The 16,176-nt window shown below is 67.3% G+C and carries 12 protein-coding genes and 2 pseudogenes; 3 read left to right on the top strand and 11 right to left on the bottom strand.

Going from position 1 to position 16,176, the window contains the following annotated elements:
* Position 1: 1 nt before the first annotated feature.
* Complete coding sequence (locus ACZ6S6_RS09750; RefSeq protein ID WP_469704639.1) at positions 2-1,558, top strand: hypothetical protein; 1,557 nt, start codon at positions 2-4, stop codon at positions 1,556-1,558.
* Positions 1,559-1,849: 291 nt separating this feature from the next.
* Here ACZ6S6_RS09750 and ACZ6S6_RS09745 read toward each other — a convergent pair whose 3' ends face one another.
* The 9 genes and pseudogenes from ACZ6S6_RS09745 to ACZ6S6_RS09705 form a co-directional block, all read right to left on the bottom strand.
* Positions 1,850-2,899, bottom strand: a complete 1,050-nt coding sequence (locus ACZ6S6_RS09745) for an NUDIX hydrolase (protein WP_469704636.1) — start codon at positions 2,897-2,899, stop codon at positions 1,850-1,852.
* 280 nt (positions 2,900-3,179) lie between these two features.
* Entirely contained in the window at positions 3,180-5,555 is a 2,376-nt protein-coding gene (fxlM, locus tag ACZ6S6_RS09740) for a methyltransferase, FxLD system (RefSeq protein ID WP_469704634.1), read from the bottom strand.
* Between the two features lie 74 nt (positions 5,556-5,629).
* Positions 5,630-6,283, bottom strand: a complete 654-nt coding sequence (locus ACZ6S6_RS09735; RefSeq protein WP_469704633.1) for a M15 family metallopeptidase — start codon at positions 6,281-6,283, stop codon at positions 5,630-5,632.
* Between the two features lie 8 nt (positions 6,284-6,291).
* The gene (locus ACZ6S6_RS09730; protein WP_362955450.1) at positions 6,292-6,441 is read right to left on the bottom strand and encodes a hypothetical protein; all 150 of its coding nucleotides are present in this window, start codon (positions 6,439-6,441) and stop codon (positions 6,292-6,294) included.
* Positions 6,442-6,529: 88 nt separating this feature from the next.
* Positions 6,530-6,625, bottom strand: a pseudogene (locus tag ACZ6S6_RS09725) (NUDIX domain-containing protein); the annotation flags it as partial.
* A gap of 1 nt (position 6,626) precedes the next feature.
* Positions 6,627-6,887 carry a hypothetical protein gene (locus tag ACZ6S6_RS09720; protein ID WP_469704631.1) on the bottom strand — a complete coding sequence of 87 codons (261 nt, stop codon included), beginning with the start codon at positions 6,885-6,887 and terminating at the stop codon, positions 6,627-6,629.
* Between the two features lie 153 nt (positions 6,888-7,040).
* Positions 7,041-8,507, bottom strand: coding sequence for an NUDIX hydrolase (locus tag ACZ6S6_RS09715; RefSeq protein WP_469704629.1), 1,467 nt, complete (start codon positions 8,505-8,507; stop codon positions 7,041-7,043).
* A 101-nt stretch (positions 8,508-8,608) separates the two neighbouring features.
* Complete coding sequence (locus ACZ6S6_RS09710) at positions 8,609-10,474, bottom strand: ABC transporter ATP-binding protein (protein WP_469704991.1); 1,866 nt, start codon at positions 10,472-10,474, stop codon at positions 8,609-8,611.
* A gap of 884 nt (positions 10,475-11,358) precedes the next feature.
* A complete protein-coding gene (locus ACZ6S6_RS09705; protein WP_362955456.1) occupies positions 11,359-11,547 on the bottom strand; it encodes a hypothetical protein in 189 nt (62 codons plus the stop codon).
* Between the two features lie 234 nt (positions 11,548-11,781).
* Here ACZ6S6_RS09705 and ACZ6S6_RS09700 point away from each other — a divergent pair, with 234 nt between their 5' ends.
* The gene (locus ACZ6S6_RS09700) at positions 11,782-12,201 is read left to right on the top strand and encodes a hypothetical protein (RefSeq protein ID WP_362955458.1); all 420 of its coding nucleotides are present in this window, start codon (positions 11,782-11,784) and stop codon (positions 12,199-12,201) included.
* Between the two features lie 201 nt (positions 12,202-12,402).
* Here the strand turns inward: ACZ6S6_RS09700 and ACZ6S6_RS09695 are convergent, their stop codons facing one another.
* Positions 12,403-13,293 carry a hypothetical protein gene (locus ACZ6S6_RS09695; protein WP_469704627.1) on the bottom strand — a complete coding sequence of 297 codons (891 nt, stop codon included), beginning with the start codon at positions 13,291-13,293 and terminating at the stop codon, positions 12,403-12,405.
* A 767-nt stretch (positions 13,294-14,060) separates the two neighbouring features.
* Between ACZ6S6_RS09695 and ACZ6S6_RS09690 the strand changes: the two genes are divergently transcribed.
* A protein-coding gene (locus ACZ6S6_RS09690) for an IS5 family transposase (protein ID WP_469704626.1) occupies positions 14,061-14,877 on the top strand; the annotation gives its coding sequence in 2 pieces (ribosomal slippage) (positions 14,061-14,620 and positions 14,619-14,877; 819 coding nt in all).
* A 189-nt stretch (positions 14,878-15,066) separates the two neighbouring features.
* Here the strand turns inward: ACZ6S6_RS09690 and ACZ6S6_RS09685 are convergent.
* A pseudogene (locus ACZ6S6_RS09685) lies at positions 15,067-15,791 on the bottom strand (transposase); the annotation flags it as partial.
* Positions 15,792-16,176: the final 385 nt, after the last annotated feature.

Raw genomic sequence — 16,176 nt, 5'->3', positions numbered from 1 at the left:
CATGAATAGAACCATAAAGAGAGCCGCGAAACTCCTTGCGGCGCCGGCCGTCGCCCTGACCCTCCTCTTACCCGTGCTCACCGTGACTGCGACTCCCGCAGCCGCCGCGACCGATGCCTACACCTTCACCAACCCCGACGGCACCCTCAACGCGACGGGCACCGGTGACGGTAACCAGATATCCGTCACCCCCGACGGCACCAACTACACGAACTGGCGCCTGATCACGCTCAGCGACCCCGGCACCTTCAACATCGCCAGCACCTCCTCCGGGAAGTGCATCTACTCCGCCCAGCCCGCCGTACAGCAGTCCTGCGGCAAGGACGGCGAGCAGTGGCACTTCCGCCCCGTCGACGGCAAGCCCAACATCTTCGGCATCGTTCGTCGCGACGACTCCAGCGGCACCGAGTACTGCATGGACAACCGGGGCGGCCTCCATCTGTGGGGCATCCTCGCCCAGCCCAACGCCTGCAACGGCAGCGCGAGCCAGGAATGGACGATCCCCGCGTCGAAAGCGGCCGAGGCGCTGAAACTCTCCCTCGACTACTACGCCGACCTGTGCTCCAAGAAGACATCCACCTGTTCGTGGACCGAGAAGTCCGAGGGGCAGCCCGAAGCCCTGCCCCGCACGCCTGCCTCATCGGTCTGGTACAACGACACTGCTTCGTCCATGAAGCAGGTCTTCACCACCATTTACCACTCCGGATGGTCGCAGGCATACTCCGTGGGCGTGTCATCCTCCGTAGGGGTGTCCGTTCCGGTCCAGGCCATGATCTCCAGCCAGTTGACCGCGACGACGGTGTACACCTCCGACGAGACGACGATCAACGGCATCGCCGTGGACGTCCCGTCGAAGAACTACGCCTGGGTCGATTTCGCGGCCGTCGGCAAGAAGGTCACCGGAACGTGGACGTTCGACACCGACAACCAGCCGTGGACCACGGACTCGACGGTCACCGTCCCTGTCCTCAACTCGGCCGCCGGATCGACGATGTACATCGCGCGCACCAGCCCCGATGTGCCGGGCAGCAGCACGGGCGCGACCAGCCCTGACGTCAAGCCACAGACGTTCGCGAAGACCACCTCGAAGACGCTGGATCTGCCCGAAGACGCCAGCATGACCGCCATCAACAACACGGCGACGATCACCGCCGACGGCGGGACCACCGTCGCCACCGTCACCCCCGGCACCGTCACCGACACCGACGGCACTGTGCACAAGGTCGGCCTGACCGTCTCCGGCAACACCGTGACGCAGACGATCGAAGGCGCCACCGGCGACACGGTCACCGGCACCATGAGCCCGCCGGTGTACTCGGTGAAGGACGTCGGCGCCGCGTCGGTGGCCGCCGCGAAGAAGACGGCGAAGATGTCGGCGTTCGCGATCAAGAGCCCCGCACTCAGCGACGACAAGAAGAAGCGCCTCCAGTGCCTCGGAGACAAGATGGGCGAAGGCGCTACGTTCGGCCTCCTCGGTGCCGCCCTCGGACAGCCCGAAGCCGTCATCGGCGGAGTCTTCGGCGGCCTCATCATCGGCCTCGCCGAATGCTCCAGGTGACCTGACCCACTGCTGAACGAAGCGTCCCCTGCCTGTGACCGGGCGGGGGACGCTGTGTTTCCGGAGAAAAGAAGAGCTCCGCCAGCAGCGGTCCTTCCTGCCCTCCACGAGCTGGTGCTGTCGTACAGAGTGTGCGCTCCACCCATGCTCGCCGGTGCGGCGGCGCCCTGGCCGAGCGCGGCCATCCGTCACCCTGTCCCGGAGGCTCTGGCCCAGGGAAGCGGCAACGGAGCGCACTCGGGTGCCGGTGCGCTCCGTAGCCACCCCGCAGTGTGCCAATGCTGATACCCCTCAGGGGAGCACCTCCCGATTCCGGCACCGAGGACTGAGGCTCATACGAGCGCCGTCAGGAGGGAGTTCGGTGAGTGGCTGCCGGACGGCGCGCGGCAGGCCGAGCTGCTCCCGGGCGGCATGGACGGCATCGAGTTGAAGGGCACGGTCCGCACCCCAGTCGAAGAGCTCGGCTGCTTGTTCCGGTGTGGCGAGGAGACGGCCATAGGTCTGCTCGCTGGCCCCATCACGTGCTGAGGGGCCACACCCGGTGATGGCTGCGGCCATCCGCACACGGGCACACGGCCCGGCATCGTGGTAGGCGTGGCCCGAACCGTCGTAGAGGTAGCCGAGGTAGGCCGGCTCGCTGATGCGGACCGACGCCTCCTCGAACGCCTCTCTGCGCAGGGCGGCGGCAGGGTCACCTTGATCGCCGGGTTCCAGCGTTCCGCCAGGAAGACATGCGGAACCGGTGTCTTCACCGATGAGTACAAGGACCCTCCCATCAGGTGAAAAGCACCACCCCCAGGACTGTTTGGTTCGCAGCCCCGGTGTGACGGGCTCACTTCGCCAGGACCAGCGCTGTGACTTGCGATGGGTGCGAAGAACCCCGAGGCGGTCCAGTGCCGTGGGCGCGATCGGACGGCTGTCTTCGAGGAGAGCAGCGCCTGATCCGTTGATGCGGGCCCGGAGCGCGGACAAGGCTCGGCGTGCGTCATTCGGAGACATGAGCGCGGGCAGTTCCGCAGGTTCGACGAAGTCGACCCCCAGAATCTCATCAGCAGGGAGCTGGATGGCAGCGATCTGTTCAGGGCTCCAGACGCCTCCGTCGTAGACGTGCAGGACCTCACCCGGGAACGTCGCAGGGTAGCCCGGGGCGGTGGGAGGGACCCAGTCCACGGCCAGGCCGTGCACGAGAGACATGCTGACGCCGAGCTCCTCGAGGAGTTCGCGTGCCGCGGCCCGCGCAGGAGCTTCTGCGACATCAACAGCGCCCCCGGGCAAGAGACGCACACTTCGGTAGTCGACACGTTGAACGAGGATCCGGCCGTCACTATCGGTGATCAGCACGGACGCCCCGGCCCAGAGGGTAGAGCGTGAGCGTGCGTACTCACTCGTCGACATGCGGGGCCGCTGAGGACCAGCAGAGCCAGTGTCCTGGGAGGCATCCATCAAATTCTCCTTCAGGCGTCGTGCATCACGATGACAACCGCTTCGACCGGGCGAGAGCGGCCTGTTGCCGGTAAGAGGCAGTGCCGGTGCGCCGTGTCTCCGTGACGGGGGCGCGGTTGTTCGTGGTCCGCAGATGCTGCGAGCACGGTCTCCCCGTCCCGCTGTGCCCGATCGACGATCACGCGCTCTTCCCGGCCGCGACGGGAGCCTTCGTCGGCCCGACAGAGGTGGGTCGCAGCGCGCCGCCGCCGTTCCACTGCGCGACCAGACGGCACTGCTCCTTGTCGATGACGTCTCCAGACGGCAGGCGGTGACCAGGCGTACCGGCCGGGTACACGGTCACGACCGGGTCGGTTCCTTGTCCGTCGGCGCCACGCACGTCGCGGTCCCAGGTCCTCACGGTGTCCGCCAGTCGCTCGGCAAGAGCGGGGCCCCGGTCACCGAAGGCGTGAACGACCCATTCCCACTCGCATTCAGCGGGTGTGTCGCTGTGCCGGGTCCGGACGTGCTTGAGGTAGGCCAGTGAGCCTTCGTCCAGGAGCGCCGGCGCGTCGGAGCCGGACGCGATCCGGACGCTGGCGGCGTCCTTGCCTTCGGCGACGGCAAGGCGGCAGAAACCAGGCAGCAGAGTTGTGGACGCGTACAGCTGCAGGCTGCCGAAGTAGAAGTTCGGGCCCATGGTGACCCCGGTGGCGAGGTCGTGCCGCGGGCCGCGTAGCGCCTCCTCCAGCCCGTCGATGCTCTGGGGTCGACCGTCTTCGAAGCGGATCTGCACTGTGCCGTCCAGCAGATCGGCAACAGGGGTGGCGCGGGCGTGCGCGCCCTGGGCGGGAACGAACCCGCAGTGCGTGAACCTCTCAGCGACCAGCACATCGCCCTGGCGCTGGAAGGTGATCGCCCGGGTGTAGCCACCGATCTCGAGCGGCAGCACGAGCCGGCCGCCCTCGGCGAGCTGCTCCCGCCATGCCGCGGCGATGTCCCAGCAGTTGTACGTGATCACGATTGCGTCGAACCCGCCGCGCGGGACAAGGCGCGAAGGTGCGCCGAGGGCGGCGTCGCCGCGGAATACGGTGACGCCCTCATTGCCGGTCTCCGCGAGGAACCGCTGTGTCCGGTGCACGACGTATGCGTCGATGTCGCTCGTAACCACCCGGCCGCTCGGTCCAACCACATGGGCGAGCAGCGCGGCGTCGTATCCGCCGGAGCCTGCTTCCCACACGGCCGAGCCCTCTTCGAGGCCGATGCCCTCGATCATGTCGGCCTGCAGCCATGTCGCGGACACCGAGCTCGTCGCCCGCCCTTCCTCGTTGCGGCGGGTGACCATGGCCAGGTCGTCGTCGTAGGCGGTCTTGAGGTCCGTCTCGGGGGCGAAGCGGTGCCGGGGCACGGTGCGCAGCGCCTCGCACACAGCGGGGGAGGAGGCCCAGCCGCCGGCGATCACTTTGTCGGCCATCGCGTGCCGACGCCGGGCGGCTTCGGCCGGTTCACCTGGCACGGCCACCGCGGCTGACGTGCAGGCGTAGGAGTGGACGGGACCCAGCCCTGGTAGCACTCCGGGCCACACCTCGTTCAGCGCGTGGGCGGCTGGCATGAAGACCGATCCCAGGGTGGCCAGGGTATGCAGCGGGTGCCACTCCCAGCGCGAGAATTTGTCCGCCTCGGGCAGTCCGAGCTCGCCCTCCCATTCCGTGATGCGCACGACCGGGGTGATGCGGCGGAGGTCCAGCCGGTCATCGTGGAGGACTGTGATGACGTGGGCGTTCTCCTCACGGGCCGTCAGCCCGGTTTCCCCCGCCAGCTCCCTTACGGCAGCGGCCTGTGCGGACTCTCCTTTCTCGATTCGGCCTCCGGGCAGTTCCCACATGCCTTTGGTGGAGCGGCCCAGCAGAACCCGTCCCGAGGCATCGGTGAGCACAGCGGCTGCCCCCATCACCGCTTGCGGGGTCGGCCGCCCCTTCTCCACCGCGGTGAACGCCCCGCCCGGACCTCGCAGCATCAGCACCGCCAGGCCCTCCACGTCGAACCTCGTGGCCTCCTCGAAACCGTCCGTGAGCTGGATGAGCTCGTCCTCGTCCAGGGCGATGTGCCGACGCTCCCGCGAGGTGTGCTCCACGACCGGGGTGATGACGACGAGCGCACCCTCGTCCCGCAACTGCGCCCCCAGGGCTCGCAGCACCGCGGCTCGATTCCGGATGAAGGCGGCACTCAGCCGCATGGTCACCAGGTCGTAACCACGCGCGTGCCCCTCCGGCGGGCCGGGCAGCGCATCATCCTCGACATCCAGGCACAGCCACCGCACCCCCTGCACCTCGGGATGCTCCGCGCGGGCACGTGCGAGGGCCCCTTCGGTGAAGTCGACCGCGTCCACGCGGTAGCCCATGCTCGTGAGCACGACGGCAAGGCCGCCGGTTCCGCACCCGACATCGAGAGCCCGTCCGTTCTCGGGCGCAGGGACGTGCTCGGCCAGCAAAGCCCTCTCGGCATCGCTCAGCGGACGAAACCCCTTCCCCTCGTCGTAATGCTCCTGCCAGGCTTCCCTTCGGACACGCTTCAACGCTCTGCTCTCCTGTTCGCCGTACGGTTCTTGACGTCTGAACTCGATGGGGGGGGTGGGCCCTGCCGGGCCGTTCAGATCCAGTCCTTCGGCCCGTACCGCGCGGCCGGGTGCTCCTTCAGCAGGGCCCAGTACCGATCCCCAAGGCTGAAATGCCACCATTCCGTTCCATAGTTCACGAACCCCGCAAGTGTCATGGCGGTGGTAAGGATGGCCCTGTTCGTCCGGGCGGTTGGGGAGATGTTGGCGGCGTCGGTGAAGCAGACGCCCTCACTGTCTTCGGGGTTGGCGTTCATCGCCGTGCCCATGTCCAGTTCCCGGCCCGAGGTGTCAACGAGGGTCAGGTCGACGGCCGCGCCGGCACTGTGCGGGGCGATCTCCGGAGGCGACACGTAACGGCTGGCAGCGGACCGCACCGCCTGCTCCGTCCACTCCGGGTGAAGGTCACGAAGACTGCCGGCGTACCGGTCGAAGTACGTCCGCTGCAGGGGTGGTGGCCGGTAGCCCTCGACGACCAGCAGAAGAAGGCCGTCAGGAAGGCCCTGTTGGGCATCCAGCAGCTGTTCGCGGACGTGTTGACGCAGGTGCGCGAACGCCCCGTCCGGGTCGCTCCTGCGCTCATCGACCAGCAGTGGTGTCGGCCCCGAGCGGATGTCGACGAGCGGTTCGCCATTGTCGTGTACCGGAACGGAGGCCACCCGCGGGTCGGCCATCAGGATGATGCTCAACTGTTCCCTCAGTCCCAGGAGTCGAAGTACGAAGTCGTGCCAGTCAGCCGGGCCGTCAGCACTGCGTCCAGACGGGCGAAGTCCTGCGGCGGCATCAGCGGTTCCCACTCGTCCAAGGCGAGGACGGGCACCGCGTCATGCTCGTCCGGGTACGGCACGATGGACCGGATCTGTTCCTCGGTGAGCCGGCCGCCGTCGAAGACAGTCGCCGTCGTGCTGAAAGGCCAGTCGTCTCCGGGGAGACCGTCAGAGCGAGGCGAGCATGCGGGGCGGCCCCGCAACGTCGAGACCGGTTTCCTCCCGGCACTCGCGCTGCGCCGTCTCCCACGGCCGCTCACGGTGATCAACCGTGCCGCCCGGGACTGCCCGGTTTGGGTACGGACGATGCGTACTCCTCCACGGGGAGCAGCTTGCGAGCGGCCGACGTCACCGTGCGGGGGAGTGCCCCCGCGTGCAACGCCAGCAGAGCGGGCGGAAGCTGCCCCGCAAACGCCAGCAAGGCGACCTGACCGGTGGTGGCGTTCCGCTGGAGCACGGCCAGCACCCGAAGGGCCATGGAGCTGATCGAGCGGCCGGCGACACTGGAGGTGAGGGGTGTGGACACGAAGCACCCCCTCTGCCGGCTCCAGGCGCTGGGCGGACACACTCAGCGGTCTGCGCCGGGCCGTCTGAGTCCGGGGTGACCGGGCCCGGGGCACCGATGGGCCGGGTGCCCAACTCCTTTGGAGGCTGGGGATCCGCGGGCTCGCGCTCATCGTCACCAGCCCAGTTCCGTGTAGGGGCTGCCGGCGGAGATCCCTTCGATGGCCGCGCGGGTGTAGGCGACGAGCTGCTTCGGCAACTTCGTCGGCTCCCACCACTGCCAGGCCAGGCACTTGTCCGGTTCGAGAAGCTCGGGAACGCCCTCCCAGCGACGAGCCCGAAACACCAGCTGCATCAGCGGCTGTCCGCCGGGGGTGCCAACGACGTGCACTACGTGCGCAAGCCTTACGTCGGCCGGGTCAATGACCAGCCCTGCCTCTTCTCGGGCCTCTCGGACCAGACATGTGAGAGCGGACTCCTGCTCGCACTTCCCTGCCAGGTAGTGCCAGGTGTTGCCCGCGAAAGCGGAGTCGGGATGGCGTAGTCCGAGGAGGATCCGGCCCTCATCGTCCTCCAGGTGGAGGTGGACGCCCACTCCGTTCAGCACCGTCCGGCCACCCCCGTCCCACACCGGCCGTGCGGTGCCCGGTCGGGCCTTCGGGGCGTTTTCGGCCGCGTGGCGGTGGATCAGGTCGGCGAGTCCGGGGCTCAGGCGGAGTCTGTCCAGCTGGTCGGGAGTGAACCAGTGCAGCAGAACCCCCTCCCGCAGCTGGAGCCGGTCGGGGTCCCCGTTCCACCGGCCGGTGAAGACGCGGATGGGTACGTGGAGTCCGTCGACACTGATGGCCTCCTCTACGGAGTACGGCTCCAGATCCTGCAGGTGCAGACCGGGGACCTCCTCGGACAGCTCGCGCGTCACGGTGTCGGCGAGGTTCTGGTCGCCCCGCTCGCGGCCCCCGCCGAGCAGTGCGCATGTCCATGGCTCCCAAATGCCGGGACGGTCGTCTCGAAGATGGAGAAGATAGGACCCGGCTCCGTCGTGGATCAGGGCTGATGCGTTCACCGGCTCCGGCCGGCCGTCCAGCCCTGCGTCACGGATCTTGGCGCGCAGAGTCGGTGAGGTGACGTCGCAGAGCGGGAGCCACCGGGCGCCGGACACCTCCTGGTCCTGCAAGGCAATCTCGGGCGGCAGCTCATCGACGAGGTAGAACGCGAAGCGGAGGTCATAGTGCTGGTGCCGGGGTTCTCCCTTGGCAGGGCTCTCGTCGATGTCGTGAACGTCGATGTCGATCGGTGCGCCGAGTGCCTGCGGGGCCAGGCACAGGGCACCTGGTGGAATACCTGCCTCCTCCAGCAGCTCGCGCAAGGCCGCGGCAAGCAGAGTGGGATCACCGGGCTCGACGTGACCTCCCGGGACGAGCAACAGGCCGCCGGTTGCCCGGTGGACGATGTGCAGCACCCGGCCGCCGCGGTCGATGACAGCCGCGCGGCAGGTGACATGGCCGGGAAGAGTCGTACGGCTGGACGGGTCGTCAGGGCCGTCCAGGACGGCCGACAACCCGGCCAGGGACGCACGCTCCTCCGGATGCAGAGCCAGATAGCTTTCGACGGTCGCGCGGATGTGGGAGCGATCGACCGGCACGTCAACACCTCGGGGAAGCCTGGAAGGACTGGTGGACAGGTCGACGGAGTACCCAGGGGCCGCGGGCAGGCGCCGGGCCCATGAAGTGACGTCGGGGGCCCTCATGCGCGGGTCCCGTGCCTTTCGCCGTCCGGCTCCGAGGTGACCTGGTAGGAGAGCAACTGCTGGAACAGGCCGCCCTCGTGCTCGGCGAGTTCCTTGTAGGTGCCCTCTTGCACGACCCGGCCCTCGTCGAGGACCACGATCCGGTCGGCGACAGCCACGTTGGTGATGCGGTGTGTCACCAGCAACACCACCCGGTCCTGGGCCAGGTCCCGCAGCCGCTGGAAGATCCGGTACTCGGCACGAGGGTCAAGGTTCGCGGTCGGCTCATCGAGGACCAGGAGCCCGGCCTCGCGGAAAAAGGCCCTGGCCAGCGCGATGCGCTGCCACTGGCCGCCGCTCAACTCCTCCCCGTTCAGCCACTCGCGGGCCAGGAGGGTGTCCAGGCCGGCGCCGAGTTTGTCGACGACCTCGTGGGCGTCGGCGGCCTCACACGCTTCACGCACCGCCGCGTCACCGCGGGCCGTGGGCTGCCCCTGGTTCACGTTCTCGCGCACGGTCAGCGGCCAGTGCGCGTAGTCCTGCGGGACCAGAGCCACCTGCTCCCACAGCGCCTGCGGGTCGGCATCGTCGGTGGGGACGCCGTCCCACAGCACCTGCCCGCCCGTGGGCAAGTACAGCCCGCTGACCAGCTTCGACAGCGTTGACTTCCCCGAGCCGTTGAAACCGACCAGTGCGGTGACCTCGCCCCGGCGCAGAGTGAGCGAGACATCGGACAGCGCATCGTGGTCCTTCCCCGCGTAGCGGTGCGAGACCGACTTGATCTTGATCTCGTCCGGCGGCGTCGGGCGGTGCTCGCCGCGGCGCATGGTGTATCCGCCCGCCAAGTCGAGGAACCTGCTCCAGTCATCCATGTAAAGACCCGTACGCACAGCTCTGGCCCCGACGGCGACCAGCCCGCGGACCGACTGGCCCACCGCCTGCAGAGCGAAGACAGCCGTACCGGCGTGCCCGACGCTGATGCGTCCGTTGGCCAGCAACCACACCACCGCTGCCCACACGACGGCCGATCCGAGGCCGCCGCACAGCGCGCCGACCAGCGACATGCGGGCACCCTGGTCGGCCGCGGTCCGATCCTCGCGATTGATCCGGGCGACCGTCTGCCGGTATCGGCCGGACAGGAAACCGGCCATGGTGCCGGCGCGGATCTGGTCGGCTGCCTCGCGCGTGAAGATGTGCCAACGCAGCACCGACAGCATGCGGTTGTCACCGTTGCTGCGGAGGTTCGCCAGGTAGCGGACCCGGGCGGCGCTGACCTGGGCGAGGGCCTGCGGCAGGCTGGCCGCGACCAGGAGGGGAAGGAGCACCCAGCTCACACCGGCGAGCACGATGGCCCCGGCGAGGAAAGAGGCAGCCGAGGCGATCAAGTCCTGGCCCTCGTTGATCAGATCACCGGTGACCTGAGCTCCGCGGTCGGCGGCCTCCCGGTCACGGTTGAAGTCGGGGTCGTCGTAGGCGGAGAGCTCCACTGCGGCGCAGCCGGTGAGCAGCATCTGCTCGGCCTCGCGCGACATGAGCGGGCTCAGCCGGGAGGACAGCCAGTTGACGGTGATCCCCAACAGCGCCCGCACCCCGGATGCGGTAGCCAGCAGGGCTACGGACGGCCACGCCTGGAGGAGCCGGTGGTAGACGTCTCCGCTGGTCAGCAGCGCGGTGAGGGTGCCACTGATCGCGATGAGGCCGAGGGCCTGCATCACGCCGGCGGCCATCTGGCACACCAGGAGGCCGGTCGTGGCCCGTCGGTCAACGCGCCAGGCGAGTGCCAGCGACCGCCGGACCAATTGGGGCAGGCGCCGGGCCATGTCGCGCATCCGGATGGAGCGGCCGGCCGCTTCACGGCTGCCGGTCAGGTCCACGTACCGCATCTCCGGGGCGGGGATGGCCTGTCCGGCACCGGCGGCTGTCGCGGCTTCCGGTGACTCAGCGGGCGGGGTGGGCGGAAAGGAGGAGGGGCGCGGCCCCGGGACTGTCTCGGCGGCTTCATCGGTCGGCTCACTCATGCCGCCCACCCCGTATTCAGACGTGATGAGCGGCGGGTGTCGTCAACACGGAGCACCGTCGCGAAGGCAGGCTGTCGTTCGATTCCAGAAGGCTGATGCACGGGAGTGGGCGCGGGATTCATGACGTTCCTCCATCTGGCGGCGAAGTGGCACTGGTGCTCTAAAAAACGCGTCGGATCTGGTCTCGTCACGGCCCAAGGAGCTGGATTTACTGAACACGAGTTCTAATGGCGGGTGTTGGATGCGTCAGCTCTGGGCGGTGGTCTTTCAAACTCGTTCGATCAGGCGGTATCACCCTTGCGGGGGATTGCGCACGGGTGGACTTGCAACTGGGCATGAAGAGGTGTCGTACCTGCAAGACATCTGTCGCCGTCCCTGTTCGGCTTCCCGGCGTGGATGCTTAGCGGCTGTCTCCGTGAGGCACCGTCGATGGGGGCGCCAGGATGACTGGGCTGCTGTGCTGCGCCCACAACGCTGTCTCGACCGTCTGCTCCGACTGGGCGAGCTGTGCCGGAGCTCGGTGTCTTCTGCCTTGATCCGGGAGATCTGGACCTTGCGAGGGTCGGGGATCTCGCCGGCCTCGCGCATGACGTACAGGCGCCGCTCGAACTCGACGCGCAGATGAGCGTAGGGGTGTGTGCCGTAGAACGAAGAAGTCGATGTCACCGGTGGCCTCGATGCCCCGGCGTCCGATCAGCTGCTTGCTTGCTGGCCGACTGTGGCAGGGGCGCGATGCGGTGGGACGTGTGTCAGGGCAGCCGCTCGGCGACGGTGAGGGCTTTGGCGACCGGCTCGATGATCCACAGGAACAGCTCGGGCTGGGACGGGTCGCGGTTGATCTTGCGGGACGCGATGGCGGGGGACCCGAAGTAGCTGGTCCGTGCCTCGCGTTCGATCTCGTGGATGGCTGGCAGGAGGGGGTTATTCCGACTGTGCACTATTCCCACGATTGATCTCCGGTTCGGCCGGGTCTGGGCCTGCCGACGGTGTGCGGCTCCTTCGGATGTGAAGGTGAAGCCGTCTGTGAACAAGGCGCCCCGGCTCGGATTGCCCATAGGGCGGGCTCGGTGTGAACGGAGTCCGACGGTGAGCCTGGCCTCGGGGAGAGGCCGATCCAGAGGTGGTGGCAGACGAGGGCGTCGTCACGTCGGTCGGTCGCGTAGGCCGGCGTCTTGGGGTATCTGGGGTTGTTGCCCCCGAAGAGGACCGAGGACGAGGCGCACCCAGCGGAACTCGCCACGACCCGGAAGGTCATCGCGGAACTCGCACCGACCGGGGCCGAATCCGAACCGCCCGAGTCGCCCACCGCCTACCAGGCCATCCTGAATGCCTTCAACACCCACCCCGATCAGGCGTTCCGGGTCCGTGAACTGCACGAACTCTTTGGCATGCCCACCGAAGACCCGGCCATGAGCGTCACCCGCAGCCGCCTTGGACGCCTCACCCGTCAAGGCTCCCTCACTCAGAGGTCGTTAAGTCCGTTTCTGGCAGCGGCCTGGTCCGGGCTGGGTGAGGAAGCCCTGGCGAGTGAGGCGTCCGAGGCGAGCGCGGGTGACGTTGACCGATGCCTCGACGGTGGGCATGTCGAGTAGTTCAAGGAGCTCACGGGCTCGGTATTCCCGGTCGGGGTGCTGGTTGAAGGCGTTCACGATGGCCTGGTAGACGTTGTTCGTCTCGGGCGGTTCCGACCAGCGAAAACGACGCCCTCAAGTTCGGAACGACAACAGCGCCTGAGGCGCGCGTGTGCGGATCGCTGGACGGTGCGCGTTCTCAGCTGTGCGGAGGGAGGGACTTCACTCGATGAAGACCTTCACGGAGTCGGGGCTCCCGCCGTTTCGGTTGACGCCGATGAAGAAGTCGCTCCCAATGTGGGTAACATCTTCGAGCTCGTCGGTCAGGTTGTTCCCCGGGATTCCGATATCGCTCTCCACGTTACCTCCGGACCAGTTGTACTGGTACACCCAGTTCCACCCGGTATCGGGCGTTGAACTGTTGATGGACTTGGTGTTCCAGATGTAGTTCTCGGAGCAGTCAATGCCTTGGTCGGAACGATTGTCGTGACTCGTCAGGTTGCTCTTCACCAGCGTCCATCCGCTCGTCAGCGAACCGGCGCCGGGGTGGGTCCACAGGTTGCCCAAGCGGCGGGCGGCAAATTTGCCGGCTCCGTCGGCCGCCGTCGCGCTGTAGCAGAGGCCGCTGATATTGCCGATGGGTAGATGGACTACCTCGCTTGCGCCAACAGATCCCGACGAGTTCAGGTGAATGATCGTCACATCGGCGCTCGGGTAAGCCGATTGACTTCCTTGGGTCGCAATCAAGGCAGGCCCCTGGCCCTGATAGTTCGGATGGTAGGCGAGGTCGTTACCGTGGCCGAGTGCGGGTATGGAGGTCGGCGCCCCGGCGCAGGTCCAGCTGGCACCGTCCCAGGTTGAGCCGTCGCGCGACCATCTGGACAGGACCGGCTCCGCCCCGCCCGCCTTGGTGAAAATGATGTAGAGCCGGCCGCCCGGCCCCGCGGCCATGCCTTGCATGACGGTGCGGCCTGCCCTGCATGCACTGCTGTTCGGGATGTTAAGCCGTTCTGCCCCACTTCTGTCTGTAGCGGCGTGGGCGGACGTTGTCGAGGCAGTGGCGATTCCGGTCAAGAGTGCCAGTACGGACGCGAAACTCAGTAGTTTCTTCACTCGGTGCCTCTCCTTTATAGATAAGGGGGAGGTTAGCATTAGGCGTATACCTTGCATCCGAGGTGGCGTCAACTCGCCGCGACAGCAACTCTTGTGACGGTCAGTCAGTCGGGCACGGCTGGGTACATCGTTCAAGTTTGAGAGCTCGTTAAGAGGATGTCTCACATGGTTGGTGTGGCTGCGCGTTTCTCGTTGTCCGATGGCTCTTGCGCTTTGGACAGTTGACGCGTAGGGGTCCGGTTGGCCGGACTACCGAAGATTGATCGCCGGCCTGACCGTTGCGGCCATCTGCCGAGGAATCGGCGGCTCTGGCACAATCGGGGATCCGTGTCCACAGGTGCTGATCCCGGCGCTCCCTGCGTTGCCCGAGTTCCGGGAGTAGATCCATGCCAGTCATAGCCCTGTCTGTCACGCCGAACGGGTACCTGTTGTCGGCGTCCTGGTTGGTCTGGCCCTGATTGGGGGGCCTGGCCTGGGATGTTTGCGCGGCTCAGGGGAGCCGATCCTGGCCTGGCTCCAGCCAGCGGGCATGGCTGTTGCGTGGGGCGGATTCATGTTTCAGTCCACTGCTGCGATCGTCGGCGGAATGGCTGGGTTCCTCATCGGAGCGTCGGTGATCAAGTGGTGCCGCTGGCGCCTCTCGAGCGACGACTTCCGTCGAACACGCAAACCCAAGCTCCCCCCGATCTGACGCATTGGAAGCGACGTCAGCGCCAACTTGTAGCGCTCAGTCACAGCCGTTTGCTGATGCGGCATGGTTCTGGACCGTGGGTGTTGATCTGTCGCATCGGCTTGTGCCGGACGAACTGTGGGAGCTGTCAGCTCCGTTGTTGCCGAGGTTCGCTTCCCGTCCGCGGGGCGGTGGTACGGCTCCGGTGGACGAGCGGGCGGTATTAACGGCCATGGTGTACGTGCTGACGAGCGGGTGCGCGTGGCGGTTTCTGCCGGAGTCGTTCGGTGTCTCACCAGCCACCGCGCACCGTCGGTTCGCCATGTGGACCAAAGCCGGGTTGTGGCACAGGCTGCACCAGGCGGTGTTGGACGAGCTCGGTGCCGGGGGTGAGTTGGACTGGTCGTCCGCGATTGTCGATGCCGCGTCGGTGCGGGCGAAAATGGAGGTATCGCTTACTGGCGCGAATCCGGTCGATCGCGGTAAGAAGGGCAGCAAATTGCATGTGCTGTCCGAAGCCCAGGACCTGCCGCTATCCGTGGCGGTGTCGGGCGCGAACCTCCATGGCAGCCGGGCGTTCAAGCCGCTGATCCTCGGGATACCCGCAGTTCGCTCACGGCGCGGCCCCCGCCGGAGACGACCGGTGAAGGTCCGAGGATAAGGCGTACTACTCCGCGGAACATCTGCGCTGGCTCCTCGGTCGCAGCCTCATCCCCCGGATCGCCCGCCCCGGCATCGAGTCCGGCGAGCGCCTCGGCCGGCACCGTTGGAAGATCGAGCGGTCGATCGCGTGGCTCTTCGGCTACCGCCGCCCCACGGTCCGGTACGAGCGAAACGGCAGCCACTTCCTGGCGTTCCTCGGCCTCGCCGCAACCCTCACCTGCTACAGGAGATTCGCAAAGCTCACCACGTGAGACGTCCTCTAGTCCGGTCTTCCATGGTTCGTGATCGCTCGATCGTGGTACTGATCGTCACGCACGCCGTCTACTCGGCATGTCCATGATGAGGTGTGGGCATGGAGCGAGAGCCGTACCCGAGCGACATAGACCGACCGGCAAATGGATCCACTTGAGGCGCCGGGTGGTCGAGCGGGTGTCCCAGCACTAGCGCTTGGCTGCACGTGGAATGAGCATGCGGAGCGGGACGAGTGCGGCGGCGAGGTGGAGGTAGAAGTCCACGGCCTTGCCGCTCTTCTCGGTGCAGCGCCGCAGCTTGCCGTAGTCGTTCATCCAGGAGTGCGTGCGCTCTGCCACACAGCGTTTGCCTGCCCGGATCGGGGCCGGGACGTTTTGCGGGCGATCTCGGCCGTGAAGCCCAACTCGGCCAGCAGGACATGGGACTTGGCGCTGTCGTAGCCGCGGTCCAGGTTGACGTTGACGTCTTGGGGCATCGCGCCGACCTGGGTGCCGGCCGCCTTCAGCGTCGGGCCGAGCAGGGGCGAGTCGTGCCGGTTGGCGCCGTCGGAGACGATACCCAGCGGAACGCCGCAGGCGTCGGAGGCGACGGGGCGCTTCAGTGCCTGCTTGCCCCGGTCCATCGGTGACCGTCCAGCCTTCTCGCCGCCCGACGGGGCCTTGGTCATGTAGCCGTCGACCGAGATCTCGGTCAGCGCGAGTCCGATCACGCGGTCGTAGGCTTCGAGGGCCAGGGCGTGCACCCTCTGCGCTATCCCCGGGTCAGCCCATTGTTTGACGCGACGTCGAATCGAGCGGTCCGAGTATCCGGGGCTCGCGGTCCGCTCGTGTCCGGAACCGTGGACCAGGGCGAGCACGACGTGCTCGAACACGACACGGTCAGGGATCCGGCGGCGGTGGCACACCAGCGGATGGCCCGCCGCGTACCCCTCGGTCGGTCTTAACGACCTCTCAGTGGCGCACGGCGGGTCCGCGTACACCGAGCCGAGCACGGCGTCTGGTGGTTGCTTGTCGGCCTCGGTCTCGCCATCGTGGCTCTGGCTCTGGTCAGTACGGGAACTGGGCGAAGGTGACCGCCGCGCGTGCCGCGTTCCTCTTCGAAGAGGTGGACAAGGGCGGATGAGTCTGCTTCCGCAGCGTGACGTGCTGGATGTGCTGGATGAGTTCCGACAGTGCTGGATCACGGCTGGATACGATCAGCTTAAACGGGCGTTTTCGCAGGTGGGAGCCCTGCACTAAACGTTCCGCTGCAAAGTGTGAGCGGCGCAAGAAGGGGCCGGTCTCCGCGGAGGCCGGCCC

This window comes from Streptomyces sp. NPDC048671 (assembly GCF_055587045.1).
Note: the sequence above shows the minus strand (reverse complement) of the source record. Positions and strands in the feature narration are given on the sequence as shown.

Excerpts from the sequence above, each read along its gene's own strand:
- ACZ6S6_RS09750 (WP_469704639.1), top strand. The coding sequence starts at position 2 with ATGAATAGAACCATAAAGAGAGCCGCGAAACTCCTTGCGGCGCCGGCC.
- ACZ6S6_RS09710 (WP_469704991.1), bottom strand. The coding sequence starts at position 10,474 with ATGCGGTACGTGGACCTGACCGGCAGCCGTGAAGCGGCCGGCCGCTCC.